The organism is Gracilibacillus alcaliphilus (assembly GCF_016909015.1).
Classification (GTDB): domain Bacteria; phylum Bacillota; class Bacilli; order Bacillales; family Amphibacillaceae; genus Gracilibacillus; species Gracilibacillus alcaliphilus.
This window is the reverse complement of the sequence record NZ_JAFBFA010000022.1, coordinates 57,012-82,828: the sequence shown is the minus strand read 5'-3', so window position 1 is coordinate 82,828 and position 25,817 is coordinate 57,012. Positions and strand designations below refer to the sequence as shown.

The following is a 25,817-nucleotide window of genomic DNA, read 5'->3' as shown; positions in this document are numbered from 1 at the left end:
TTAGGATTTCTTACAATTTCATCTATCTGTTTTTACGAAGGGCCAACAAGCGTTTTAGGTTATCATCAATAAATTTGTTATCGGTACTATTGATTCCTCGACCAGCAAAATGACCCCAAGTCGACTCGATAGGTTTAAAAACAGCATTAGGTATAAGTTTCGCCTCGTATTTGTTCTCGTCCGCAGTGCAGAAGAGATCCGTACTTCCTGGCATGATGCATGCAAACGCATTAATGTTTCTGAGGGCCTCATCGAAATCTCCGTTATAGTCAGGATTTGCACTAATATCTGCGTTTTGTCCAGTCCATAACATGGTTAGGAAATTGTATGGATCCATTTTCATAAAGCTATGTTCAAAGACACCAGCTACAAACTCTTCCAATGAATCAAATCCCATTTCTCGATAAAGTTCCTCTCTGTAAAACGCCTGAGATATTCCCCATCCCGCATAAACACGCCCAACGGCACGCATGTCTGCAGAAGTCAACTGCTTTAGTTTACTCGAATCAAAGCCAATTGCAGCCATGAGCGCAGCTTTCATTCCGTCCAGGACCACATACGTTTGCGACCAAGTCTTTGCACTTCCGCAGAAAGGTGCAATTCTTTCCACCATGTCGGAATAACTTGCTCCCCATTGGAATGATTGAATCCCTCCCATGGACCATCCAACCACGAGTGCAATCTTTTGAATGTCGAATTTTTCGGTCACCAGCCGATATTGAAATTTAACATTATCAAAGATGGTTACCTGTGGAAAATTAGCCTTGTCAAATGGAGCAGGCGTGTTACTAGGGGACGAAGATAATCCGTTCCCTAGCAGATTTGGAACGATAATAAAATATTCCTCCGGATTAAGTGCCATGTCGTTTCCAATCAACCATTCATTCTGAACATGCTGGTCGCCAAAAGCAGTTGGAAAGATGACCACATTATCTTTCTTTTCATTCAAAGTGCCATAAGTCTTAAAAGCCAGAAATGCGTTCGGTAACGTCACTCCTGATTGTAAGGTTACGTCACCTAAATCAAAAATCTCGTAATCCACATTATTTTCTCTCCCTTCAAAATGAACACAAACATTTAGAATTTTTTTCTTGTTATCAGTATAAAGCTATGTTCACCTCCTAATATAACCTTTATAAATTGATTTTACCGGTTATATAATCGTATGTTACTACACTTTTTCTAACTTGTAAATATCTTTTTTAAAGGTTATAATATTGTTGAGGTGAAACATATATGAACAAATCACTATTCTTATTAGGTGGAACGGCATGGATAAACCTAGTAAATACGACGTATATCTCCGAAAACCAAAACATTGATATCCTTATCGAACCATCAAGTACTCTTCAATGGCTTGAAGAAAATAACCTATTACGAGAGTCAGATTTTCAGGCTTTAAAAAATGAAGATAAATTGCTTAATTCGCTAACAGTCGAGCTCCGATCGCTTCGTGACCTTAGCAAAATGATTTTAAGTGATTTAGAACAACAAGGAAAACTTTCTCTAAATGTTACAGAGCAATTAAAAAGGCTTACTAAACAAGTGAAGGTAAGCTTAACTATTGATTCGGAGTCTGACAAATTAGAATTGGTCTATGAAGGGCTAACAACTAGAGAACACGTGCTATATATGATTATCCACTCAATTATTCAAACGTTGGATACAATTCCTACCCATCGAATTAGGAATTGCGAACATCCAAAATGCCTTCTCTATTTTGTCGATACATCAAAATCAGGAAAAAGACGCTGGTGTAGCATGGAATTATGCGGAAATCGCCAAAAAGCAGCCGATTTTTATGCAAGGAAAAAGAAAAAGTAATACACAATGTCCCCCAATAACTTTCTTTTTCCCTCCAAATCCACCTCAATCCCTTGTCACACCTAACCCCAACCCAATTTTACAAATAATGGTGCGTAATTAATGTTTTTCCGTAAGTTATAGAAAAAGGAATGACATAAACAAGAAAAAAAAGAGCAGAAGAAAAAATAACTCTTTTCTCTTCCGCTCTTCTATCTCATACGTATCAAGGGGGTCTCGCTCTAACTCACTCATTTTTCTCTCAAATCTTCTCTCTCCATCCTTTCTCTCAACCATCTTTCTCTAATGGTGAAAAACATTAATACTTGCGGAAAGAGATTAATTCGTACGGAAAAAGATTAATTGTGGGTGATACACAATTCTTCAAAAGAAGTCTTTAGATGTTCTTTTTCTTTTCGCCACAAAAAACACCCCTTTGGCTAAATAAAACCAAAGGGGGAAAGCTTCGCAACTTTTTTATAAACATCGTGACTTCAGCCTTCGTTCTGCCGAATCCACCTGTACTTCAGACCCCGTAACCTGTCAGTCACGACGCATGCAGGAGTATTGACGGGATGGTTTCAGGAAACTTGGTTCCGTCATTCCCATCCTTGGTTGTAAAGTTAGGATTATCCGCTAAGTAATCCCCTGCATTTCACGCTTCGAAGCGCTTATAGCAGAACTTGTCGAGCGGCGCCCGTTTGTTTAAGATAGTGATTTGAGTAATAGTCCCTTTTCTTCTAAAGAAGCTTTGAGAATAGGTAGAGATGCTGGTCCCATACCGTGTAGTTGTAAAATCTCGCGTTCAGTAAAACTCGAAAGTTTTTGTAAGGTTGTAATTCCCTCCTGCTCCAAAGCTTGTCTGGCAGGATTTGAAAGTAGCGAAAGAAAATCCAGTGTCCGGTTTCAGTTCTTTGCGCCCAATAGTTGAAGATCGAAATAATTATCATGATTGCTACCTTTAGCTTATTGAAGTAACGTACCATATAGTAAATTGAATCTAACAGAGGGAGTTTAAGTCGATTATTTTACAAACTATTGCGGTTTTTTTCTCCCCATTCACATAATTGTTCTAACACAGGTAATAGGGTTTCTGCTTTTTGTGTGAGGCTGTACTCCACTTTTGGTGGAATTTGAGTATACTCTTTTCTTCGAACTATCCCATCTGCTTCCAATTCTTTAAGTTGAGAACTTAATGTTTTAAAGGTAATAACTCCTATTCTTCTTTTCATATCATTAAAACGAACGGGTTGATTTTCCGCTAAGAGATAAAGTATAAGCATTTTCCATTTACCTCCAACTACTTTCAATGTATAACCAAAAGGTGTCTCTTGGATATTACCCTTTTCTTTGTAATCAGCCATACTCATATTGACACTATCCTTTCTCATAGTAGCTATCAATAAAGTGCGTACTACTTTTTTCACTGTACTCATTATATACTTATCTTACTTTCAAATAAAGGAGAGAGAAAAATGAGTAAAGTTAGAACCTATAATCACGATCTTTGGGATCATGGTATTAGCCAAGGCTATAGTGTTAACGGCACTATTTACGTTTCAGGTCAATTTTCACACAATAAAGATGGTATGTTTGTTGGCAAGCACGATATTGAAACCCAAACTCGACAAACACTTGAAAACCTGGATCGTGTACTGAAAAAATTAGGGGTCAAAAAGTCCAACCTATCCTATGTGGAAATCTATCTAACAAACCCGAAAGAACACTCTGACCAGGTCATCGTTTTGTTCAAGGAATACTTAGATAAACATCGACCGGCAGGCAGCCTAATCGGTGTAACTTATTTGGCGTTTCCAGAGCAACTGATTGAAATCTCAGCCATCGCACATTCTGATGAGGTAATTTAAAATTCAAAACGAAGTAATTATTCTAATATCACTTCTTTCTGTAGCTGACCTCTATACAAAAAGTCTATAATGATATTGAAAAAGCAATATCATTATAGACCACATAAAATTCCTTCGTACTGATTTTTCACTAACCTAATTCTTAGTTTAATAAACTTTCATCCATTATCTGGCCCTAAGCGGCCCCGTCGTTCTGCTAATAGGGAGGATAGTTTAATAATTCAGTTATTTAATACATAATCAATATTATTAGACGTTAACCTGTTCTTTAATCGATGCAACCCAGTCATACTGTATCTAACTCTGCATCAATTTCTGTAAAATCATACTAAAAACCTTTTAACATCAAATTCTTTATTTTTTGTTACTATTCTTAAAGCCTACTTCCTCCAGAAGCATCAATAACTTGCCCTGTGATCCATCGTGCTTCTTCGGATGCTACAAATACAACAATATCAGCAACATCTTCAGTGGTACCTACTCTAGAGAATGCGGAAAATGCCGCTGCTTCAGCACGTCCTTCTGGTGTGGCGCGCATATCCTTGTTCATATCAGTAGCCGTAACTCCAGGCGCTACTGCATTAACAGTAATGCCCTTTGATGCAAAATGTGGAGCTAAGGCCAAAGTAAGTGTCTCAATGGCCCCCTTGGAAGCTGAATAAATGGTATTCATTGGAGCAGCAACTCGAGTAAAACCAGTAGAAATGTTAATGATTCTTCCGCCGTCCCGCAAAAAAGGGCTCGCTGCTTGAGTAATAAAGTACGGAGCTTTAAAGTTAACATTAATCGTATCTTCAACCGTTTCAATTGACGTTTCTTCAAACGGAAAGACTGGTGAAATACCTGCATTATTGACTAAGATGTCCAAGTGCACAGTCCCTAACTCCAAACGAACAGCATCTTCAAATGCGGCCCAAAGCTTTTTTACACCGGAAATACCCTTGGTTAATTCTGCTTCCAGAGCTACAGCCTTTGAACCCAACGCCTTAATATCATCAACAACTTTTAAAGCAGCATCCCTATTATTGGCGTAATGAACACCTATAAAATCGGCCCCGCCAGCAGCTAATTTTTGGGCTATTTCAGCCCCTATCCCTCGACTTGCCCCTGTAACCAAAGCAACTTTACCACTGAATTTTCCTTCATTTGTCGACATATTATCCTCTCCATTTAATAGAAATTTTAATCACTTTTTAGCAAAAAATTCTTAGCACGAGTATAGAGCTATCTGGGCTAGCGGTATCTCATTTTGTAAAATCTTCGCTTAGCCCATCCTTGTTTTTTACATAAAAAGAACCTCTAAGTACGTTGTTGGACTCTTTCACACATATGGCCGGCCGAATAACATAACAATCGTTATGTTATTGAAGGTATACGATTCGGTTCGATTTGTCAATAACATAATGGTTATTATGTTATTCTGTTTTTAGACTTTTTTGTGTAGGCATTATGTTAGTATGATGTGTTGTGTTCTGTCGAGATTAGACAAAACGCGACCGCGTTTGGTGCCTGATGTGTGGCAATTCAGACGGCAGAGTATTTTGACGATCGTTCGCTCCCGTAGGTGTCCTTGCCCAGGCTCGCTTCAATCCGTAATGTGTGTTATGATAAAGTATAAAAATTGGACATGAGCCCTTTTAATATCAACTGTTATAAAAAAGCGAGGTGATCTGACTGATGGGACGTAACCGTGAATTCGATGTGGATCAGGTACTGGACGCGGCAGTTTGTGTGTTTTGGCGCAAAGGCTACGAAGGCACATCATATACAGACCTCACGCAGGCTACAGGTGTCGAACGACCTGCGCTCTACTCGGCGTTTGGCAACAAGGAAAAATTGTTCCGCCAAGCGTTGGCTCATTATTACGAGCACTACCTGGATTATTTCCCTGCAGCGCTGGAACTGCCAACCTCGCGGGAGGTGGCCGCACACCTCCTCTTCAGGTCGGCCGAATTGCATACTCGTTACCCGGATCGCAAGGGATGTCTATATGTCCACGGCGCCTTGGCTGGCTCTGACGATGCCGAATCTATTCGGTGTGCCCTGATCAATGCACGTACAGACGGAGAGGCATCGCTGCGTGATCGCTTCGAACGGGCAAAGCAAGAGGGAGATTTGCCGGTGACCACAAACTGTGCTTCACTAGCTGCATTCGTGATGGCAGTGCTCCACGGAATGGCTGTCCAAGCCAAGGCTGGCTTCAGTCGCGACATGCTTGAGGCTGTTGCTGAGCAAGCACTCTCCACCTGGCCTACCGGTAATTCCACACTTTCCAGATAGCCATCCTAAAACTTAGTGCAGAGGAATATCATTATACAAAAACACAAGCTTGGCTGTCATGCCCCGGGATATCTGTAATCAATTACAGGGCCTTGGGGTTCCGTCAGACATATGGATCCGTCCACCCAGGACGTACTAAAATCGATTCATCTGGTTATATGGATAAGTATCGAGGTGGGTTTGAGTCATCTTTTGCGTAATAGAGAGCCACTAATAGTATACAGGAAGTTTTTTAAGGTTAATTATCGTAACGTTTTGGAACTGTATATGTTCAGTGGTAACTTAGTTCCTCCCTCACACCCCCCTCCATTCCCCTGCCCTCCTGTCTCGGATACACTTTCTCTATTTCTATTATGTAACTACGTTCTTCCCTAAAACATCCGATTTTTCTACCAGAATTTAGCTGGTGTCGAATTGGAAAAGGTTGCAGAGTTGTTTCCTAGTAGTTGGAACAGAAAAAGAAATTGAATAAAGAAGAGTAAAAGATTCTCTTCCATTTCTCTCTTCCTCTTTCTAATACATTCGATTGAATAATTGCTGGAATTTGATTGACAAAAGGTTAGTTAAGGCCAATATTAAATATAGTTTAGGAGTTGAATTACATTATATTAAATACATAAGCTCTACACCCTCTTCACTCTTCCATTTTCCATGAACCTACTTTGTTATCAAGGGAGAAGCATTGGAGCTGATGCTTGATCAGTATCGTTAAGCGGAAAGCGACCATTGCTTGATAAAGCTGGTTGTAGACAGCATTACGGCGCTTTTTCGTGCAATTTTTTCAGCACCAAATGTTGTTTCGCCCTTCGATTGACCAGCCTGTTTGGTACAAGTCACTGATTTCTTGTGTACTGATTTTGGCATCATTGCAAACCATCGTTATTCTATCCTTCACTATCGAGCATTTCATTCAATCATTAAGGATGTTTCATATGCCCAATTTTGATCACTGCCTCTCGAATAATAGACGAAGCAGGATCCACTGGTACCTCTTCTATCACATGTACGATGGGATTAATTTTGATGAGCAACTAATTGAAATCAGCGCCATTGCCCACACCAACTAAAGTTGGGAGCAAAAGCACTTTCTTCTACGTAAGTACCTGACTTAAAAGTGCGTACTTACATATTGCAAACTCTTATTCTATACTCAAAGAGCAACAAAATTTAAGGGAAGGAGGATAGATCAAATGAGGACACTTATTGTGGTAGCTCACCCAAGCATAGAATCATCCATCGTCAATAAGTACTGGATGGAAGAGTTAAAAAAGCAACCTAAAGAGTTCACAGTACATGAATTGTATAAGGTATATCCGGAAGAACACCTTGACATTAAACAGGAACAGCAGCTAATTGAATCCCACGAAAATCTGGTTCTGCAATTTCCCATTTATTGGTTTAGTAGTCCACCACTTCTAAAAAAATGGCTGGACGATGTTTTTCTTGAAGGATGGGCTCACGGATCTAATGGCGGTGATAAATTAAAAAATAAAAAAATAGCATTAGCTGTTTCGGCAGGGAGCACTGCGAATGACTACAGTAAAGATGGAAGATACAGTCATACCTTAGAGCAAATACTTATTCCATTTGAAACAACCTTTTTCTATTGTAAGGCTGATTATCGTTCCATTCATGCATTTTACGGTGAAGAACCCTCAAAAAATGAATTAGAACGTAATATGCAGGAATATCTAACGTTTTTAAGAAATCTTTAAACAAATAACCCGGACACTTGGGTTGACACAAATCATTTATAGGAGTGATGAAAAATGACTAACTTATGGAGTACAGTAACTGTTGGAAATTTAAAACTACCCCATCGTTTAGCGATGGCCCCGATGACTCGTAACCGTGCGCTTTTTGATGGAACACCAGGAAATTTAAGTGCAGAATATTATGGGCAACGTGCCTCCCTGGGTTTACTGATAAGTGAAGGAACCCAGATATCTGATGATGGGCAAGGATATCTTATGACTCCTGGTATTTACACAGATAACCATGTGGAAGGATGGCGGAAGATTGCCGATAAGGTGCATGCTTCCGGTGGTCACCTATTCATTCAATTGATGCATGCAGGGAGGATGTCGCACCCGGATAATACCCCCCATCATCGTCAACCCGTTGCACCGTCAGCAATTGCACCCAGCATCCAGATGTTCACTAACAATGGAAAGTTGGATATCCCGGTTCCTAGGGAATTGAGCCAAGCAGAAATAAAAGAAACGATCGAAGATTATAGAATAGCAGCTGCGGCAGCTATAAAAGCTGGTGCTGATGGAGTGGAGATTCATGGTGCAAATGGTTACCTTATTCAACAATTTATTAGTGAACATTCCAATCATCGCACAGATGAATATGGAGGTTCTATTGTGAATCGCGCTCGCTTTGCCATAGAAGTTGCAAAAGCGGTTGTAGATGAAGTTGGAGCAGAACGTACTGGAATTCGTATTTCTCCAGAGGTTCCGCTTGGTGGCGTTGATGAGGGAAGTAGCGCTCTCGATGTATACCGTTACCTCGTTCCGGAGCTGGCAAAGTTGAACCTCGCCTATATTCATATGTTACATGTCGGAAACGAAGAATTGCTTAGTGAAATTCGTTCCGCATGGCCGAATACTCTGCTGGTGAACCGAGCAGGTCGTCCGCTGAAAGATATCGCTGTCGACATTGACGCAGGACTTGCTGACATTACTCCTGTTGGCGCCTGGGCTTTGGCGAATCCCGATCTAGTAAAACGGTTGAAGCTTGATGCTCCATTGAATGAACCGGACAGAGCGACTTTTTATGGCGGGGACAGCCGCGGATATACGGACTATCCGACGATAGATGAAAAAACCCTGCAAAATAGGTAAGGATAATGGGATAAATAACAAAGAATTTTATGTTGATACCCATTTGGTTTTAAAAAACGAGGAAAGCGTCAGGAAAGTGGGCTCAGCATTTAATAGTCTCATTTTCCTGACCATCCTCAAATAGAGAAGTGGAACGTATAAACCAGAAAGGAAAGTGGAAGTATGTGAATACAGAAAGCGTGGAAATGATCTACCTTGAATTCATTTCGCCCCAATCACACATCATGTTTACAACGGAAAGAAGCGATCGTCCCCGATCGGATAGCGAATATTCTACTTTGGGAGGAATTTGAGGATATTCTTTACGTACGACAATACCGTCAGCTTCCATTTCTTTTAACGTCACGCTTAGTGTCTTGAAAGAAATATTCAAGATGCTACGTTTTAACTCATTAAATCGCATCACCTCGTTTTCCAATAGCCAATATAGAATAATGATTTTATATTTCCCACCGATGACAGAGAGGGTATATCCAAAGCCAGTATCCTTTAAATCAACAACGTCTGAGGGGTGTGTCTCCTCCAATTCATTATGCATATCATCTCTCTCCTCGCACAGTTTTTATTTTTGCCTCCAATATACTGCCTACACGAATTGTGATAGCAGGCTTCTTTTTATTCTTTTTTATAACACAGTGTACACTTGAAGTCAAACAACAAAACGCTTGAGTGGAAAAAGAACAATCGCTAGTTGAATGCAAGAATATGGATCCATTAATTGCTGAAAATCGATTCACTCTTTACTCCGCTGATAATGAAGCTGGGACAAAAGAATGGATCATGACAAAAACCAAACGATTATTCAAATAGACCTACTAGCTTATTTTGCTTCGTAGTAATTGTTGAGAGGCTATCATTACGTAACAATCGCTCCGAATGTCCACTTTTCTTTCCACGGGTTTTTCTCCTCAGCTAACTTTGGTAAGGTGTTCTTCTTTGCTAAAGTTAGCTAAAGAGAATGCCCCTCGGAAAGCGAAACGATCAGCCGGAGCGGATACTTTGCACTCGATATCATAAAACTTAAGTTAGTGAACGGTATCCCTATATTGCACAACATACTTATTGCATCGTTATTATTTGATGTGAAGAGAATAGGTTATGTCCTAATCTCGCTGATAATGGTCAGTATTTTTTAAACAAATTAACACTTGCATTGGAGAATAAAGTTAGTTATTATGTTATTGATCAATCACTAATTAATGATAAGGAGGTTTAGTAATGGGCAGGTCGAAATCAAAAGCGAGATAAAAAAGATGTTGCTACAAGGAATTAAACTGAAAGCATAAGAAAAAAATCAAACAATAGGAGCTTCTAATGGAAAAAAATGTTGCGCTTTGAGGCGTAAAAAGGAGAGGAAATACATGAGTACCAAAAAGAATCCCACGTCCGGACTGATCCTAGATGTCTTCGGACCTGTCGTAGAGTTTTTAACAATGCCAGAAGATGAGCACAATGACTTTTGCGTCATGAAGGGTGAGCTCCCGCCTGGTGGTGTTATTCCCCTTCATAGTCACGGTGATACGGAGGGGTTTATCGTCATATCTGGCGAGATAGAGGCTTTAAGGCAAGATACGCAGGGCTACGAATGGATCAAGGCAAAAACAGGTGATTATATACACATTCCTGGGAATTCACAGCACGCTTGGAGAAACGTTTCCAGCAAACCCGCAGTTCTTCATATTATCGTGACGAATAAAATGGGACAATTCTTTCAAGAGATAGGAAGACCAGTGAGCAATCCTCCCAAACCTGTGACACCAGATGACCTGTCTCACTTCGAGGCTGTAAGCGTCAGATATAATTATTGGAACGCAACTCCCGAAGAAAACGCAGCAGTCGGAATAAATTTTAGTTTCTAAAGATATTTGTCCGGTTTGCCACACCATTTTGACTTAGTGTTACAAGGAATCAGATATTGACTGGCCAGGTAGTTCTCTCCCCCATTCAAAACAAATTTACTAATTAACACTTGCATTAGAGATCAAAGTTGGTTATTATGTTATTGATTAATCACTAATGAATAGCGGGAGGTTCTAGCAATGGTCAGTCCGATTAAAAAAAATCGTAAGGAAGAAATTCTTGAAGCAGGGATCGAAGTATTTGCAAAACAAGGGTATTACAATACAACCACCTCACATATTGCAGAAAAAGCCGGGATCTCGCAGCCATATGTTTTTCGATTCTTTAAAACAAAAGAAGATTTATTTATTGCCGCTTTAGAGCGAGCCTTTGATAGAATTCTTCAATCTTTTAAAAATATTACGGAAGAATCCGAACAAACGGGTGTTCAAATGGTTCAAGCTTATGAAGAACTTACGGTATCCCATCCTAACGAAATCGCTTTACAGGTGATCGGAATTTCAGTAACGGATGAAGCTGTCCGAAATTGTACAAAAAAGTGGCTATCCCGCATTAGAAATTATGTATTGGAGAGATTTAAATCAGTAGGAATTGAGAACCCTGAACGTGAAGTTACCGTATTTATAGCCATGGGAATTTTATGTAATATTTCTTATTTCATAGACCTTCCTGAGCTTTTTGATATGTAATCCAAATAAATTACCGAGTCAAATGAGGTGTTTATTTTAGTTTTTGTAATTGATCAATCAATAATAAAAAGGGGATGATGATAAGTAAAGGAATGAAGGGCATCTGTGTGCATCAAGTGAGACCATGCGGTATTCGCGTTATATTATTATTTTGTCGGTTTAATTGTAATTGATCAATCAATAAATAATATTGGAGAGTGAATGAAATGAAAAGTGTTGTTCAAAATCAAAGAAATACCAATCAGCGAAGTTCTAATCGCTATTTAGCGCTCGTATTCCTTAGCCTTGCTCAATTTATAGTTGTTTTAGATTCATCCATTGTGAATATTGCTCTACCATCAATAGGAAATGACCTGCTTCTTCATACCGATACATTAAGCTGGATCATCGTCGCTTTTGTTGTTCCTCTGGGAGGCTTGCTTTTACTCGGTGGACGTTTGGCTGATCGTTTCGGACATCGAAGAATTTTCATGGTGGGGGCAATCGGTATTATGCTGGGTTCAGCGATGGCGGGCTTGTCAACTTCCATTGAAATGCTTTTGGTCGCACGCGCAATCCAAGGAGTATCAGCTGCCTTCTTGTCGCCTGCCGCTTTGGCACTAGTCACGATGCTCTTTACAGAACCGAAGGAACGTGCCAAGGCATTGGGGATTTGGGGAATCGTAGCCGGTATTGGTAGCGGAGCAGGCGTCTTGCTTGGTGGCGTTTTAATCTCCATGTTCGGTTGGTCCTCCGTGTTTTTCATCAATGTTCCGATTGCGCTTCTTATCATTGTATCTATACCTATACTGGTAACCAAGGATACGAAAACGAAGAATATGAAAACAGATGTATTAGGAGCAGTGACCGTGACAGCAGGCTTGCTGGCGTTTATTACTGCATTTTCAGCGGGAGAACAAGTTGAAATGATGACAATGTTGATTCTCATTCTAATTGGTATTGTACTACTTATTGCTTTTGTATTTATTGAAAAGCGGGCTAAAGGCCCTCTTGTACCATTCAGTATTTTTCGTAATGCTTCCGTAACAAAAGGAAATGTAGCAATGTTACTGCTTGGCGGTGCAGCCATTGGTCTATTCTTCGGACTTTCAGTGTATATGCAAAATGTTTTGGAATATGATGCACTTACAACGGGACTTGCACAGCTTCCGCTCGTTGTCGCATTGATCATTGGGGCTGGAATGGTTCCAGTCGTTATGGAGCAAATAGGTATAGAACGGACGTTAGTTTTTTCACTCTTGTTGTTTTCGACTGGCTTAATATGGCTGTCTTTTGCACCTAGTAATGCTTCATTCATGGTTCATTTGCTCGGTCCGACCCTTGTAGTTGGAGTTGGTGTGGGAGCATCACTTGTAGCGAGTACTACACTTGCCGTCGATGGTGTGGCTCAAAGAGAAAAAGGCCTTGCCGGAGGACTTGTTAACTCCAGCCAGCAAATCGGTGGAGCACTCGGTATAACAATTCTTATCATTCTCTCTAGCACTCGAACCGATTCCCTTATTTCTCAAGGAGATAACATGGCGGATGCGCTCACTGGCGGCTTCAGCTGGGTGTTCATAGGAGGAGCAGTTTTTGCAATCATTGGCGCACTGCTCGTTATCATTGCTCAACGAAAAGCTCATACACCATCAGCAAGATCAAGCGTTGCGAATCAAGAGTCACAGTAAATATATCAATTGGAGTTATTGATTAATCAATAATAGGGGGTTTTAAAAATGAATAAGGCAATTGTACTGGGAGCTACTGGTGCTACGGGTCAGGTCATCGTATCAGAGTTACTGACTAGAGGGGTCGATGTCATTGCTTTTGGACGTTCTGAGACAAAATTAAAGGCATTAATAGAAAAACACCACTTCAATAAGCGATTATCATACAAATTGGGTGATCTATTCGATTATCAGACCATAGTTGACGCAGCAGAGGATTCAGAAGTGATATTCACATGTGCTGGTGTAGCTTATCAGGAGATGGAAGAAAAGCTTTCTTTACTAGGAGAAAGTGTGATGAAAGCATCCCATATTCTAGGTAGAAAAATCGTTATAGTAGATGGAATCTATGTATATGGATATCAAAGTACAAAGGGGGATGAAAACCATCCTAAACAACCACATACGAAGAAGGGAAAATTAAGAGTAGCATTCGAGGATTTAATATTCAGTAATAAATGGAAGAATGCAAGTCCATTAATTGTCAGACTTCCGGATTATTATGGTATAACCTCTCAAAATGCTTACTTGCAGCCAACATTGGAAGGGATGGCTGCACACAAAGTTTCCATTTTTATTGGAAATTTAAAAACACCGCGGGAATATGTTTATTTGCCGGATGCAGCCAAAATGATCGTAAATATTGCAGAACGAGATGATGCTTATGGAGAGAACTGGAATATACCTGGAGTGGGATTGATTTCAGGTAAAGAAATTATACAGATCGCTCGCGAGGTAACTGAAAATCGAAAAATGGTGATTCCTTTAACTAAAAACTCCATTCGTTTAATTGGGGTGTTTGATTCGTTTATGAAAGAAGTCGTGGAGATTATGTATTTGACAAAAAAGGGATTTGTGTTGAGTGGAGAAAAATATGAGAATCGCATCGGTCCCATACCTGCAACTCCTTACCGGAAAGGTCTTGAGCAAACGTTACGACTTTTAATGGACGGTAAACATCAGATTTGATAAGGGGTGATTAATATTTTCAGGAGGATACATGAATATGCCTAAAACCGAACAAAATCCAAGAATTGACACTCTTTCCATTGAGAAAGTAAGCTTTTTCAAAAGTATTGAATACAAACTGCTTTTAGCTGTTTTCATAAGTTTGATTATTAGTGCATTACTAGGCGCTCCGTTGCTTGGATATCTTGGCCAGGTAATTCCAGGAACGAGCTTATTTTCTATAATAGAGGCGCTGTATTTTACCATTATTCCACTTGTTATGATCTTTTTTGTTATCCGCATATTAGTGATTCAAAGACTTAAAAGGTTAATTAACGCCATAACTAAAATAACTGATGGCGATTTGCGAGAAAAGATCGAAAACCATTCCAAAGATGAGCTTGGTCAGCTCACCGACACGTTTAATCTGATGGCGGGGAAGCTAAATTCATTAATTCAAAGCGTTTCGGAGCGATCACGGCTCGTTGCCGATACTTCAGAACAGTTAACGGAAAATACGGAACAGAACATTCATTCAATCCGTGAAATGGCCGAATCCGTACAGGAAATATCTGTCGGAGCTACCACTCAGCTTCATCAAATTCAGCTTACCTCTGACGCAATCCGAGAGATTGAAGATACATTGGAAGTAACGTCGAATCGCAACGAGCAAACCATCGTATCGTCCCAACAAGCTTCGGAACTAGCTCAAGCCGGAGAAGTTATTGTCACGGAAACGATTGAAATCATCAGAAGGCTGAACGAAACGGTAAATGACACCGCAGAAACAGCGAAAACTCTTGAAAATCAATTCAAGAAAATTGTCGAAGCGATGGCATTAATCTCCAACATTTCACAGCAAACGAATTTGTTGGCATTAAACGCAGCTATAGAGGCAGCACAAGCAGGAGAGCATGGCAGTGGGTTTGCTGTAGTAGCGCAGGAAGTGCGAAAGCTTGCAAGCCATGCCAACAGTTCGGCACAGCAAATCAGCACATTAATTGAGAAAAACCATCGCTTGCTTGACACAATGATAGAAAAAATGGCATCAGGAACACTTGTGGTGAAGGAAGGCGTTCAAAAAGCAAATGAAGCAGGGCATTCATTTTCCAAAATTCAAGAAGCTGTCCATAAGGTGGATAGGAAAATATTGGAAACCACTTCTGATATAAAAAACATGTCCAAAAGCACCTTTAACAGTTTGGAAATGATTGAATCTGTTGTTGACATTTCCAAGATGACAGCGGAAAAATCAGAGAATGTATCGACGGTTACACAACAAGCCCACGCTTTTGAGGAAAAGACTGCATCTTCCGCACATAACTTATCCAGAGCTGCAGATGAGCTTCAGGACAAAATTGGCGTGTTCGTGGTGAAATAAATGACTGCGAGATCATAAATACCGTCATAAATTTACTTGTGGAAGTGTTCCATAAAGTGTCCATACATCATGTGATTTCTTTTGCCATAGCTTCTCTTTTCATTTGCCTTGATATTAACTGTCATTTTCACCCTCCATCTAATATAGTTAAGAGAATGATAGCAATAAAAAACAATAAATCTATTCTATTTTTAAAAATTTGTTTCGATATTATTATGAATTCTGCTTATTCGCATTAAAATGGTTCGCGGCAAAATTATGCTTCTCAGAATGATAACTCTGTTCGGTGGAATCCACCATGATTCCACCGAACAACTATATTTGAGCAGCTTTCCCTCTATAAAAAAAGGATACATTTTATGAATATTAACGATCTGCTACTTTCACCAGTAGTTTCCCTATGTTATTCCCTTTAAAAAGATCAATAAAAGCCTCCGGAATATTCTCAAACCCCTCTTGTATCGTCTCCCGATATTGCAGCTTACCTTCTTGTAACCAATGAGCCAATAGTGTTGCGCCTTCCGTGAAACTTTCGGCATAATTTCCAACCGTGAATCCTTGCATTAAAGCACTCTTTTTTATTAGCGTTCTTTGTATACGTGGTCCGACATCTACTTCCTCAAGATTATAGGACGAAATGGCACCACAGACTGGAATACGTGCAAAACGATTTAAATGTGTAAATATAGCGTTCGCAATCTCTCCACCGACATTATCAACACATCAACTCCATTAGGACAGGCTTCTTTTATCGCATTTTCGATATCGTTAGTTCGATAATTAATCCCTTCATCAAATCCTAATTCATCGGTTAAGAACGCCACTTTTTCATCGGAACCAGCCGAGCCAACTACGTGTGCACCTTTTATTTTCGCTATTTGCCCAACTACGGAACCAACTGCACCCGCTGCTCCTGAGATGACGACTGTTTCTCCTTTTTTCGGTTTCCCAATATCCAGTAAACCAAAATAAGCAGTTAAACCAGTCATACCCAATATACCTAAATGAGTTGATATCGGAGCAATCGATGGATCTATTTTCCGCACCTCTGTTTCTTTAGCATTATAATACTCCTGCCAACCAAACATTCCACTCACCACATCACCTTGTTTGAAATCAGCAGACTTGGATTCAATCACTTCATTTAATGAAAAAGGTGCCACATACGACTCTTGATCTTCCATTCTTCCTCTCATATACGGATCAACAGATACAAAAAGTGTTTTAACAAGAAGTTGCCCCTCTTTCAGTTGCTCGATATCCTTTTCTACAAATTGAAAACATACCTTTGGGCCGCTCCGCCAGTACGATTTTGTCGATTGGTAAATGTTAAGGAAGCGGAGAAATTTAAGCATGATGAACTATTTGCAAGCGACGCGCTCTTACTGGGACGTATAACCTATCAAGGATTTGCTGCTGCATGGCCTCCGATTGATACCCTTTTTTGATTCGATATGCGCCTTGCAAAATTTGTCGTGTGGTAACTTTGATTTTCCATAAGTAGTAGAAAAAAGATCAGAATAAAAAGTAAATCTTTTCTCTTCCACTCTTTTATCTCAAATATATCAAGGGTTCTCGCTCTAACTCAATCATTTTCCTCACAGATCTTTCTTCTTCAACTTTTCTCTCTCCCATTCAGGAAAAATCGGAAAGAGATTAATGCTTATGGATTGTATTATTGCGTTAAAGCGCTTCGTTTGTTGATTATCGTTATCATTACATGCGCTCAAAGTTCTTTAAACTAAAGCACCCTGTTAGTGCAACGAGTGAAACCTAATTAAACAAGTAATTACGTCAGTTTCTTATTACCATAAGCTATTATTTGACCTTCCATAGCGTAAAAGTTCATTGATATTTTTTGAGTCATTTTATTAAAATCAGATTGGTTATTTATGTAATCCTAAAATGAACATGCTTTTACTTCAAAGACTCTATAAAACTCAGTGGTTTCTAAACCATTTTTTCAATTCAGCACATCCAACAATTGATTCCATTATCAGTGTTACGTCTTTTAATAAACAATAACAATTTATCAAATCTAAAATCAGAGCTATAAATTTCACCATTTGGCTTCATTAATAACGGATATACTTTGATCTCACCAAGCAATTCAGACAAATGTACACAAAAAGCCCCTGTAGAGTAGTCTTTTTTTAGTGTCTACTCTACAGGGTACATTTTGGTTGACCACACTTCTTTTTAAATAACACCAGGTAAATTATTTTGGGATTAAAGCCATTTGTAATATGCTTTTTTAAGTAAGACTTGAGACGAACTATTTACTAGTATTCCAGCATGAAAAGGTCATTAATAAACCTAACTAAACCACTATTAACGTTTGATTTTATGGCATTTCATCCTCATTTATAAATTGATATTCTAGTGTGTAGCTACCTTTGGCGAGCACTCTTAAGAGTGTGCCTTGATCGAGTCTAGTACTGGTGGTGAATACCACTCGTTTAGTCTCTCCACTTTCGGTGACACCCTGCTCCCTATATTTATATCTTCCGTTATCATCTGCAGGTTCATCTTGAACCTCAACATATACATATTCCTGTTCAATCAATGGATTAAAACGATCGAATGGCTCGCGAAATAAGAGGTATAGGCTAGCAATGACAACGACCACAATGAGACAAGAAATTAAGATCTTCTTTTTCATCACTTTTCTTCCTTTCTATAAAGCATTTGTGACGATGCTTTTGTAATACCGAATGGTAACCACTGTAAACATCAAATAGATGACAATATACGCTGCCATACTAATGATGATTGGGGTGAGCATACTTGCGGCGATGAGAACAGAACCTACGTTAAGAGCAAAAGCAGCGTGAATTAAACCAATTCCCAGAGGAATTAAATAAACAAAGAGCTGTTTACGGACGATACCTTTCATCATTTCGTTTACTTGAAATCCGAGTTGTCGCAGTGTCCGGTAATGGGTTTTTTCTTGTTCAGCCTCTGTCATTTGTTTAAAGTACAAAATACTTCCCGTTGAAAGGATAAACACAAAGCCTAATAAGCCGGCGATGAAAATGAGGAGCCCGTAGTTTTGACGCGATCCCTCGTATGCGGAATAAAAGTCAGTGATATACAGGTCACTGTCCACATTCGTTAGAAAGATGTCAGAGGCGGTGTCTGATTTCTCAGTATCCAATAAGTGAAACACCTCAAAGGCCAAAAATTCTTTGTACTCATTCTCTTGTATGCTGTCTTTCATTCTCTTGAAGGTTTCTTCAGAAACAAGTAATTGTTCGCCATAGAATCTGTAATTCATTACGTTTTCAAGCTTAAAATTAGAAACTGTTAGTCGATTAACTTCATCATTTGATGGGTACTCTACGTATTTTGGATATGAATTCTCCATTCCTTCTATAATGGCTCGCGTATTATGATAGATTGCTTCACCATCTTGGGGACTCTCCACATCTAGTCCGGCCTGCACCATCTGCTCTGCTGAGAAAAGCATAAACGTTCTGTGACGATTGTCTACATTTGGATCCTGCTCTACCCATGCGCCATCAAATCGTATGGCATCTAGTTCATAATGATCGAATTCAATCTGCTCCTCTTCTAACTTACTTGATATAATAGCGGCTTCCGCCTGCATATTTTCCACTGCAAAATCAAAAGGCATCGCCAATCTCACATCTTTTTCGGTTGAATAATATAAGGAATAGGAAAGTGAAATCATCGTAATGGTCATGGCAGACAATACAGTGATTAAGGTTAACGAATTGGCGTGGCCTTTCATTCTGTGCATTAAAGGTGCTACCGACAGGCTATTATACAAGCCGAGATTTCCATTTTGCTTTTTTCGATAAACATATAATATCCAGCTTATTGTCGTACGGAAGACTAAATAGGTTCCGAGTATGGTACTGGCGAGAACTAATAACATAAGAAACATCAGCAAATCTGCATGGTCCACAATCAAGGTAGACACATAATAGCCAAACCCTATTAGACTTAATCCTGCTAACCCTAAAATGCTTGAAACGATGCTTGGACGTTTGACAAAGTAATCATTTTGATTATTTGCTTGAAACAATTGTAGTAGTGTGCTGCGATAAACCGTCCATATAATTTGTAAGGATGTAACAGCAATTAAGCAAGTAAAAACAGCAATTGTTTGTATCACTGCTTGACTGGAGAAGGTTAAGCCAACCACCGCTTCAATACCTATCAGGTTCATAAACAGTAAAAGAAAGAGTCGCGAGAGCAAAGCTCCAACTAATATTCCGATAAGTAAAGCTCCTAGACCGAGAATCGTTTGTTCCAAGATCAGTACCCGAGTGATCCAAGCCTTAGACAAGCCAATTAACTGATACAATCCGATTTCTTGACTACGCCTTCGAATAAAGATGCTCGTAGCATACATCGTAAACACAATGGTAATGAAAATGAGTAATATTCCAGCGACTTGAAAGGCCGTTGAGAAGTTCATGCTAGCTTCAACCATAGTAACAATAGTTTGGTCATTTTGTAGTGTAGAAAAGATAAAATACAAACTTATGCTGAAAATCATCGCGAAAAAATAGAGATAATACATTTTGATGTTTTTTCGTATGCTGCGGATCACTAATTTCTGTGTAGTCATTTCTGGTTACCTCCTCCAAGAACGGCTTGCATATCAAGAATGTCCTTAAAGAAGGATTCTCTTGTTTTCTCTCCCCGGTACAATTCAGAAAAAATTTTTCCATCCTTTAGAAAGATTACACGTTTACAATAGCTAGATGCCAACGGGTCATGAGTAACCATAACAATGGTGACCTGTCGTGCTTGGTTAATCTCATTTAAATTTCCTAATAAATTGGAGGCTGCTTTTGAATCAAGGGCGCCGGTAGGCTCATCAGCAAAAACAATGGAGGGCGAATGAATTAACGCTCGTGCTGCAGAGGTGCGTTGCTTTTCACCTCCTGAAATTTCGGCAGGGTACTTATTGGCTAACTGCTTGATTCCTAACATCCCCGAAATTGCATTAAACTCTTTTTCGGCCTGATCTTTGCTTGTTTTTGTTAAAGAAACAGGTAACAATATGTTTTCTTTTACCGTTAAGGTATCAAGCAAATTGTAATCCTGAAAAACAAAGCCTAGATGCTTTCGCCGAATATTTGATAGTTGGGTGTCTTTCATTTTTGAAATCTCTTGCTCATTTATAAAAATATTTCCTTCTGTGGGACGATCAATTGTAGCTAAGGTATTTAGAAGAGTTGTCTTGCCTGAGCCTGAAGGTCCCATAATTCCAACAAACTCACCCTCTATCACTCGAAGGTCGATTCCTTGTAACACCTGCTGAGCATTTCCCTTTAAGGCATAAGATTTAAGTAATCCCTCAGCGATTAGAACTGTCTTCGGTGTTTTTTGATTTTCCATTCTATACACTCCAATCAAGTTATCCTATAGATAGTGTAATTCTTTTGTAGCTCTAAGTCGTAAGTTTTAGGTGATAAAATGCAATCAAATGTGATATTTTTGTCACTTTCCAAAAAATCAGGTTTCTCCGTTGAAACGGCGAGGCCTTCTTGAGTCACGTCATCGTCTTTCCCTCAAATGCAGTCCTCATAGTTTTCGAAGCTTATAGTGGTATCGGACACCCCCTTTCTTATTATCAAGACCTAAATCGTAAAAAGTCATAAAAATTAAAGAGTGATACCTATTGTACATGTACAATATATATCACTCTTTTACTGTTGGTTTATAAAATATTTGATTATTTTCTACCTATGTTGCTCAACAATCGCGCCCGCTTGCGGAAGACTGCTTTTAATGGAAAATCAGTCAAATTTGTACAATAAGTATGACATTTTCGATTCTAACATACTTCTGATTTCCACTTGATTGTAAAAAGATTTCGCCTCCTATGATAATGTTCTTGAATAACATCAAAAATTGCAATTAAGATGGTGAATTTTTACAAGGCGATGAAGAATTTGTCTTTGTTCTTTCCGCCAATTTAGTAATCGATTCAATGTCTTGTTCAGTTAAAAAATCTAAGAAATGTTTGCGTATTGCCATTGAAACTACGGGCCGTGCATCATCTAATGTTGTTTTCCCAAAAGAGGTGATAATGACCTGAACGCCTCGTTCAGTTTCTAATGGTTCTCTTGAAACAAGTCCGCGTTTTTCCATCCGTGTTAAATGGTGGGACAACCGACTCTTCGTCCAATCCATTGAGACTGCTAATTCTTGTTGGCGTAGCTTGCCTTTTCCATAAAGATCTAACCGGTCCAATATACCGAAGTCACCCTCCGATAGCCCGGTTTGCTCAGACATGTCTTTTACTACGCGTCCAAAAATGTTCTTATAAGAGCTTTTCCAAATATGCCATATTTGCATTTCTTCTTCACTTATCATTTTTTTATTCATAAATGTAGTATATCACAGTTGACATGTCAACCAAAGTCTAGTAGTGTATATTTATGGTTGACATGTCAACCTAATCGATATGCATGAAGGATATATTGTCTGTAACGACAAAAGTTGAACTCAGAAAGGAGAGTATAACGAGTAATTTTTATAAAAATATCATTAAATTTTTGATCTATTACAGAAGGAGTGTATTATAAAAATGAAATATAAAAAACTTGGAAATTCTGGTTTGGAAGTTTCAGAGTTATGTCTTGGAACCATGAGCTTCGGCGTACCAGAGCGAGGAAATGCGCCATGGTCACTAAATGAAGAAAAGAGCAGACCAATCATAAAAAAGGCCCTTGAATTAGGCATAAACTTTTTCAGTACCGCTAATATGTATTCTGACGGCACAAGTGAAGAAATTCTTGGAAGAGCATTAAAGGACTTCGCTAACCGAGACGAAGTTGTCATTGCTACAAAAGTATTCGTCCCGATGCGTAAAGGTCCCAACGCAATGGGGCTTTCCCGTAAAGTTATCATGACGGAGGTTGAAAATAGCCTAAGACGCTTGGGTACTGACTACATCGATTTGTACCAGATCCATCGTTGGGATCCTAATACACCAATTGAAGAAACGATGGAGGCACTTCATGATCTAGTTAAGGCAGGCAAGGTAAGGTATATCGGAGCATCGTCCATGTCGGCTTGGCAGTTCGCAAAAGCTCAACATGTGGCAGAACTCAACGGTTGGACTCGTTTCATTTCCATGGAAAATAGACTTAACTTGCTTTATAGAGAGGAAGAAAGAGAGATGCTGCCTTTTTGTAAGGATGATGGGGTTGGCGTTACGCCATATTTACCATTTGCTGCAGGCCGATTGACCCGAGATTGGAATGAGCAGACCTCCCGATCAATGAATGACCAAGTAGCAAAGGCTCTGTTTACCAAGACCAAAGAAGTTGATCGGGAAGTGGCGGAAAAAGTGGCAGAGGTTGCTGCGAACCGTGGTATTCCACGAGCACAGGTCGCACTTGCATGGCTTTTACAAAAGGAAGAGGTTACTTCACCGATTATTGGGGCTACCAAGATAAGCCATCTCGTGGATGCGGAGTCAGCGCTAACAATCAACTTGACATCTGAAGAAATCAAGAGTTTAGAAGAACCTTATGTACCGCATGCTTTGGTTTAAATACAACGATGCTTAGGAGCGAACAATTAAAAAGTGTTCGCTCTTTTTTATAATTCAATCAGCGCAAAACTAAAATAAAGAACTACACAAGGCCATTGTATAGGAGTCTGACGTCAATCTCAATCCTTATTCAAGAATGACACCCGATTGTTGAATGGAAAAAATGCTCCTTGTAAACATACCGAAAATACCCCATTTAAAGCATAACAATACATTTTTTGAGTATTACTACATTCCATGTCGTATCTAGATATTTTAAATATCTCATTACTGGGACTACTGGTATGCCTCCTTCATCAAGAAGCATGTATCTTTTTTATTATCATCAAGTAACACTTCCTGTACTATCATAACAACCTCCATCAATATAGAATCATAAACTAAACATATGAGACTAAAATTTAAAAGTATATTATATAATTCTAGTATGCATAGAAAAAGATTAGCTATTATATTAAACTAACTATCCTCTTATTATTATAGTATATTTAACTTTTTCAGAGTGATCCAGCTTCCTTCAGATTTCACCTCACGATGGATACCCTTGCCCTTGGCTAGCGGTTGGTAACTACAGACCCCATACTGGGCTTTCCTCACCTAGCTAATTGCCATGCATGGCCACAAAAAAAGCAGTCAGGTTTTAAATATCCTAACTACTTCATTAATGCCTATTTTCAAAGTAATGATCGTCTCATCCGCTCAAATGGGTTATCACTAGAGAATATCATTTGAATCGATGTACCTTCGCTGGCGACCGAAGCAACTTCAAGTCGAATGTGTAACTTCACGCTTATTTTTTTTGCAAGATAAAGTCCCATGCCCGTCGCTGAGTGCTGAACCCTCCCATTTTCTCCAGTAAAGCCTTTATCAAATATGCGTGGCAGGTCATGTGCTTGAATGCCAGGCCCTTCATCTTTAATTGTTAAGATGACGGATTCATTTTCATGGAGGCCAATGTGAATGAATATATTTCCATCTGTTGGACTGTACTTAATCGCATTCGTTAAAAGCTGTCTGATCACAAACCCGCACCACTTTTTATCAGTGTACACGGTAGACGCGGTGTTCCCCGTCAAATCAATAGATATATTTTTTTCCATACACCATGTTGATAGCTTACGAACCTCTTCTCTTATCAAATCTTGCACTTCCTGCTTTTCTGGGAGTAAGTCTGAGTCTAAATTAGCTAATCGCGAAATATAAAGCTGTCGGTCAATTAATAAGTGCATCCTCAACCAGGGCGCATTTAGCTTTTGAGCTAACTCATTAGAACGGTGAGCATCAATGGTTATCTTCATCGCTGTAAGGGGCGTTTTCATTTCATGAACCCATGATGCAAGATCATTATGGTCCATTTGTTGAGAGGAGTGATCCTCACGACGTTTGTTTTTCTCATACTCATAAATTGTTTGTAAAAGTGTATACACAATGCTGTCCGGAAAACGGCTATGAGGAGAAGGAATTCTTTCAAACCAGTCATCGCCCAGATCGTTAAAAAGCGTAAGCAGGGATTTATAATAGGCGGTTTCTTTTTTGTATCTCCAAATAAAAAAAACAACACAGGTTGTTAGAAACAACCCATTTAAATAAATGATTGAGTAGGGCTCCACACGAATGCCCGCATCAAATAGAATTAAAGCGTTGGTAAGTAGAAGGAGTAACCCCATTAGGGCAATCCAACTCTTTTTATAAACGAGATAAGCGATAAACAATTTGGACCCTCCTATAGTGTAACGGCCATATACCCGAGCCCTTTTTTCGTCACAATTCCATTGGCTAAATTAAGAGAGGAGAGCTTTTGTCGTAATCTTGTGATGTTGGCTGTCAGCGTATTATCATTAATAAATTGATCATCATCCCAGAGCATTTTCATCAATTCATGACGCGAGATAATTTCATTATTTGATTTGACTAGTACCGAGAGAATAAAAAATTCATTTTTTGTAAGTTCAATGGTTTGCCCGTCCTTATAAATCCCGCCACTTTTTAAGTCAATAATGGCTTGATTCCATTCAATGACATCGGAGGATGCTTCTTCATACGTATAGGTTCGACGAAGAATTGCCTGAACCTTGGCGAGAAGGACATCCATATGAAATGGTTTCTGAACATAATCGTCCGCCCCTAAGTTCATGGCCATCACCATATCCATCGGATGATCTCTTGATGAAAGAAAAATAATGGGAACTTTGGACACTGCACGTATTTCTCTACACCAATGAAACCCATCAAACTTAGGAAGCTGTATATCAATCATGACTAAGTGAGGCCGATGCGCTACAAAGTCTTCCATTACATGAGAAAAATCACTTGGGCTACTTACCTCGTATGACCACTGGCTTAACCCTTCATTTAATGCTTCTAAGAGCAGGGAGTCGTCTTCAATAATAAAGATGTTCATATTCATTTGGAGTCCTCCTTCCTATATACTTATTTATTCTAAACTATTCATGATTAGAATGCTATTGGTTCTTCCTATTTTTAGGCGAATTCAAATAAATTAATTTAAATAAAAGGGTATTCGGATTTTAGTATGGAAAGAGGGTTAAAAAGTACCCTCTTCCCACCGACGAATTCATCCCATGTTTTTAAAATTCCTCCCATTACGGTGTGAAAATTGAAGTAGTGACCATATTGAGATACAAACTTATTGAGCTGTGGTTCCAATCCCCAACAGTGGGAACAAATTGGATCTGATACATAGTAGAGGTCTACTTTAGGTAAGTGTTTTATCATCTTGACTTGATCCCCTTTTCTATTTTCCATTTGCCATGTAACCTAATTGGAACAGGATTAAATGGATTCTTATACCAATGGAAATGCAGATATGTTGTTTATCCAACAGATGAAGAAAACTATTTAAAAAATCCATAGACCTCATTTTTTCTGT

Annotated in this window: 23 protein-coding genes and 1 pseudogene; 11 read left to right on the top strand and 13 right to left on the bottom strand. The window is 39.2% G+C overall.

All coding sequences use genetic code 11. The features are described 5' to 3' along the window. Positions 1–22 precede the first annotated feature (22 nt). Entirely contained in the window at positions 23–1,042 is a 1,020-nt protein-coding gene (locus tag JOD18_RS15420) for an alpha/beta fold hydrolase (RefSeq protein ID WP_204670023.1), read from the bottom strand. 194 nt (positions 1,043–1,236) lie between these two features. Between JOD18_RS15420 and JOD18_RS15415 the strand changes: the two genes are divergently transcribed. Next, positions 1,237–1,824: a CGNR zinc finger domain-containing protein gene (locus JOD18_RS15415; protein WP_204670022.1), complete on the top strand. Its 588-nt coding sequence runs from the start codon at positions 1,237–1,239 to the stop codon at positions 1,822–1,824. A gap of 1,007 nt (positions 1,825–2,831) precedes the next feature. On the opposite strand, the gene JOD18_RS15410 is transcribed toward JOD18_RS15415, so the two are convergent. After that, on the bottom strand, positions 2,832–3,173 hold the full coding sequence (locus JOD18_RS15410; RefSeq protein ID WP_204670032.1) for a winged helix-turn-helix transcriptional regulator: 342 nt from the start codon (positions 3,171–3,173) through the stop codon (positions 2,832–2,834). 105 nt (positions 3,174–3,278) lie between these two features. Here JOD18_RS15410 and JOD18_RS15405 point away from each other — a divergent pair, with 105 nt between their 5' ends. Next, complete coding sequence (locus JOD18_RS15405) at positions 3,279–3,671, top strand: RidA family protein (protein ID WP_204670021.1); 393 nt, start codon at positions 3,279–3,281, stop codon at positions 3,669–3,671. A 373-nt stretch (positions 3,672–4,044) separates the two neighbouring features. Here JOD18_RS15405 and JOD18_RS15400 read toward each other — a convergent pair whose 3' ends face one another. Further along, the gene (locus tag JOD18_RS15400; protein ID WP_204670020.1) at positions 4,045–4,827 is read right to left on the bottom strand and encodes an SDR family NAD(P)-dependent oxidoreductase; all 783 of its coding nucleotides are present in this window, start codon (positions 4,825–4,827) and stop codon (positions 4,045–4,047) included. 521 nt (positions 4,828–5,348) lie between these two features. Between JOD18_RS15400 and JOD18_RS15395 the strand changes: the two genes are divergently transcribed. After that, positions 5,349–5,951: a TetR/AcrR family transcriptional regulator gene (locus JOD18_RS15395; protein WP_204670019.1), complete on the top strand. Its 603-nt coding sequence runs from the start codon at positions 5,349–5,351 to the stop codon at positions 5,949–5,951. A 708-nt stretch (positions 5,952–6,659) separates the two neighbouring features. Here the strand turns inward: JOD18_RS15395 and JOD18_RS15390 are convergent. After that, complete coding sequence (locus JOD18_RS15390; protein WP_204670018.1) at positions 6,660–6,818, bottom strand: hypothetical protein; 159 nt, start codon at positions 6,816–6,818, stop codon at positions 6,660–6,662. Positions 6,819–7,141: 323 nt separating this feature from the next. Between JOD18_RS15390 and JOD18_RS15385 the strand changes: the two genes are divergently transcribed. Both JOD18_RS15385 and JOD18_RS15380 read left to right on the top strand, forming a co-directional pair. After that, the gene (locus JOD18_RS15385; protein WP_204670017.1) at positions 7,142–7,666 is read left to right on the top strand and encodes an NAD(P)H-dependent oxidoreductase; all 525 of its coding nucleotides are present in this window, start codon (positions 7,142–7,144) and stop codon (positions 7,664–7,666) included. Between the two features lie 54 nt (positions 7,667–7,720). Then, complete coding sequence (locus JOD18_RS15380; RefSeq protein ID WP_204670016.1) at positions 7,721–8,800, top strand: alkene reductase; 1,080 nt, start codon at positions 7,721–7,723, stop codon at positions 8,798–8,800. A 190-nt stretch (positions 8,801–8,990) separates the two neighbouring features. Here the strand turns inward: JOD18_RS15380 and JOD18_RS15375 are convergent, their stop codons facing one another. After that, positions 8,991–9,338, bottom strand: coding sequence for a winged helix-turn-helix transcriptional regulator (locus tag JOD18_RS15375; RefSeq protein WP_204670015.1), 348 nt, complete (start codon positions 9,336–9,338; stop codon positions 8,991–8,993). Positions 9,339–10,161: 823 nt separating this feature from the next. On the opposite strand from JOD18_RS15375, the gene JOD18_RS15370 reads away from it, so the two are divergent. From JOD18_RS15370 to JOD18_RS15350, 5 genes are all read left to right on the top strand, one after another. Beyond that, positions 10,162–10,659 carry a cupin domain-containing protein gene (locus JOD18_RS15370; RefSeq protein ID WP_204670014.1) on the top strand — a complete coding sequence of 166 codons (498 nt, stop codon included), beginning with the start codon at positions 10,162–10,164 and terminating at the stop codon, positions 10,657–10,659. 180 nt (positions 10,660–10,839) lie between these two features. After that, the gene (locus tag JOD18_RS15365; RefSeq protein ID WP_204670013.1) at positions 10,840–11,349 is read left to right on the top strand and encodes a TetR/AcrR family transcriptional regulator; all 510 of its coding nucleotides are present in this window, start codon (positions 10,840–10,842) and stop codon (positions 11,347–11,349) included. A 206-nt stretch (positions 11,350–11,555) separates the two neighbouring features. Beyond that, positions 11,556–13,016: an MFS transporter gene (locus JOD18_RS15360; RefSeq protein ID WP_204670012.1), complete on the top strand. Its 1,461-nt coding sequence runs from the start codon at positions 11,556–11,558 to the stop codon at positions 13,014–13,016. A 48-nt stretch (positions 13,017–13,064) separates the two neighbouring features. Then, on the top strand, positions 13,065–14,024 hold the full coding sequence (locus JOD18_RS15355) for an NAD-dependent epimerase/dehydratase family protein (RefSeq protein ID WP_204670011.1): 960 nt from the start codon (positions 13,065–13,067) through the stop codon (positions 14,022–14,024). Positions 14,025–14,061: 37 nt separating this feature from the next. After that, a complete protein-coding gene (locus tag JOD18_RS15350; protein WP_204670010.1) occupies positions 14,062–15,384 on the top strand; it encodes a methyl-accepting chemotaxis protein in 1,323 nt (440 codons plus the stop codon). 366 nt (positions 15,385–15,750) lie between these two features. On the opposite strand, the pseudogene JOD18_RS15345 reads toward JOD18_RS15350, so the two are convergent. The 5 genes and pseudogenes from JOD18_RS15345 to JOD18_RS15325 all read right to left on the bottom strand — a co-directional run bounded on the left by JOD18_RS15345 (position 15,751) and on the right by JOD18_RS15325 (position 21,753). Continuing rightward, a pseudogene (locus JOD18_RS15345) lies at positions 15,751–16,668 on the bottom strand (NADP-dependent oxidoreductase). Positions 16,669–17,728: 1,060 nt separating this feature from the next. Then, positions 17,729–18,046: a YxeA family protein gene (locus JOD18_RS15340; RefSeq protein WP_204670009.1), complete on the bottom strand. Its 318-nt coding sequence runs from the start codon at positions 18,044–18,046 to the stop codon at positions 17,729–17,731. Between the two features lie 15 nt (positions 18,047–18,061). Beyond that, on the bottom strand, positions 18,062–19,984 hold the full coding sequence (locus tag JOD18_RS15335; RefSeq protein ID WP_204670008.1) for an FtsX-like permease family protein: 1,923 nt from the start codon (positions 19,982–19,984) through the stop codon (positions 18,062–18,064). Further along, a complete protein-coding gene (locus JOD18_RS15330; protein ID WP_204670007.1) occupies positions 19,981–20,760 on the bottom strand; it encodes an ABC transporter ATP-binding protein in 780 nt (259 codons plus the stop codon). Before JOD18_RS15330 ends, JOD18_RS15335 begins: the two co-directional genes overlap by 4 nt. Positions 20,761–21,282: 522 nt before the next feature. Then, a complete protein-coding gene (locus tag JOD18_RS15325) occupies positions 21,283–21,753 on the bottom strand; it encodes a MarR family winged helix-turn-helix transcriptional regulator (RefSeq protein ID WP_204670006.1) in 471 nt (156 codons plus the stop codon). Between the two features lie 202 nt (positions 21,754–21,955). Between JOD18_RS15325 and JOD18_RS15320 the strand changes: the two genes are divergently transcribed. Then, positions 21,956–22,927: an aldo/keto reductase gene (locus JOD18_RS15320; RefSeq protein ID WP_204670005.1), complete on the top strand. Its 972-nt coding sequence runs from the start codon at positions 21,956–21,958 to the stop codon at positions 22,925–22,927. A gap of 674 nt (positions 22,928–23,601) precedes the next feature. Here the strand turns inward: JOD18_RS15320 and JOD18_RS15315 are convergent. The 3 genes from JOD18_RS15315 to JOD18_RS15305 all read right to left on the bottom strand — a co-directional run bounded on the left by JOD18_RS15315 (position 23,602) and on the right by JOD18_RS15305 (position 25,663). Next, positions 23,602–24,639, bottom strand: a complete 1,038-nt coding sequence (locus JOD18_RS15315) for a sensor histidine kinase (protein ID WP_204670004.1) — start codon at positions 24,637–24,639, stop codon at positions 23,602–23,604. An 11-nt stretch (positions 24,640–24,650) separates the two neighbouring features. Continuing rightward, positions 24,651–25,334 carry a response regulator transcription factor gene (locus JOD18_RS15310; RefSeq protein ID WP_275583025.1) on the bottom strand — a complete coding sequence of 228 codons (684 nt, stop codon included), beginning with the start codon at positions 25,332–25,334 and terminating at the stop codon, positions 24,651–24,653. 98 nt (positions 25,335–25,432) lie between these two features. Beyond that, positions 25,433–25,663 carry a DsbA family protein gene (locus tag JOD18_RS15305; protein ID WP_338029552.1) on the bottom strand — a complete coding sequence of 77 codons (231 nt, stop codon included), beginning with the start codon at positions 25,661–25,663 and terminating at the stop codon, positions 25,433–25,435. Positions 25,664–25,817: the final 154 nt, after the last annotated feature.

Bases quoted from the DNA above. Each gene is read 5' to 3' on its own strand.
- JOD18_RS15415 (WP_204670022.1), top strand. From the start codon at position 1,237: ATGAACAAATCACTATTCTTATTAGGTGGAACGGCATGGATAAACCTA.
- JOD18_RS15410 (WP_204670032.1), bottom strand. From the start codon at position 3,173: ATGAGTATGGCTGATTACAAAGAAAAGGGTAATATCCAAGAGACACCT.
- JOD18_RS15405 (WP_204670021.1), top strand. From the start codon at position 3,279: ATGAGTAAAGTTAGAACCTATAATCACGATCTTTGGGATCATGGTATT.
- JOD18_RS15400 (WP_204670020.1), bottom strand. From the start codon at position 4,827: ATGTCGACAAATGAAGGAAAATTCAGTGGTAAAGTTGCTTTGGTTACA.
- JOD18_RS15395 (WP_204670019.1), top strand. From the start codon at position 5,349: ATGGGACGTAACCGTGAATTCGATGTGGATCAGGTACTGGACGCGGCA.
- JOD18_RS15390 (WP_204670018.1), bottom strand. From the start codon at position 6,818: ATGATGCCAAAATCAGTACACAAGAAATCAGTGACTTGTACCAAACAG.
- JOD18_RS15385 (WP_204670017.1), top strand. From the start codon at position 7,142: ATGAGGACACTTATTGTGGTAGCTCACCCAAGCATAGAATCATCCATC.
- JOD18_RS15380 (WP_204670016.1), top strand. From the start codon at position 7,721: ATGACTAACTTATGGAGTACAGTAACTGTTGGAAATTTAAAACTACCC.
- JOD18_RS15375 (WP_204670015.1), bottom strand. From the start codon at position 9,338: ATGCATAATGAATTGGAGGAGACACACCCCTCAGACGTTGTTGATTTA.
- JOD18_RS15370 (WP_204670014.1), top strand. From the start codon at position 10,162: ATGAGTACCAAAAAGAATCCCACGTCCGGACTGATCCTAGATGTCTTC.
- JOD18_RS15365 (WP_204670013.1), top strand. From the start codon at position 10,840: ATGGTCAGTCCGATTAAAAAAAATCGTAAGGAAGAAATTCTTGAAGCA.
- JOD18_RS15360 (WP_204670012.1), top strand. From the start codon at position 11,556: ATGAAAAGTGTTGTTCAAAATCAAAGAAATACCAATCAGCGAAGTTCT.
- JOD18_RS15355 (WP_204670011.1), top strand. From the start codon at position 13,065: ATGAATAAGGCAATTGTACTGGGAGCTACTGGTGCTACGGGTCAGGTC.
- JOD18_RS15350 (WP_204670010.1), top strand. From the start codon at position 14,062: ATGCCTAAAACCGAACAAAATCCAAGAATTGACACTCTTTCCATTGAG.
- JOD18_RS15340 (WP_204670009.1), bottom strand. From the start codon at position 18,046: ATGAAAAAGAAGATCTTAATTTCTTGTCTCATTGTGGTCGTTGTCATT.
- JOD18_RS15335 (WP_204670008.1), bottom strand. From the start codon at position 19,984: ATGACTACACAGAAATTAGTGATCCGCAGCATACGAAAAAACATCAAA.
- JOD18_RS15330 (WP_204670007.1), bottom strand. From the start codon at position 20,760: ATGGAAAATCAAAAAACACCGAAGACAGTTCTAATCGCTGAGGGATTA.
- JOD18_RS15325 (WP_204670006.1), bottom strand. From the start codon at position 21,753: ATGAATAAAAAAATGATAAGTGAAGAAGAAATGCAAATATGGCATATT.
- JOD18_RS15320 (WP_204670005.1), top strand. From the start codon at position 21,956: ATGAAATATAAAAAACTTGGAAATTCTGGTTTGGAAGTTTCAGAGTTA.
- JOD18_RS15310 (WP_275583025.1), bottom strand. From the start codon at position 25,334: ATGAATATGAACATCTTTATTATTGAAGACGACTCCCTGCTCTTAGAA.
- JOD18_RS15305 (WP_338029552.1), bottom strand. From the start codon at position 25,663: ATGATAAAACACTTACCTAAAGTAGACCTCTACTATGTATCAGATCCA.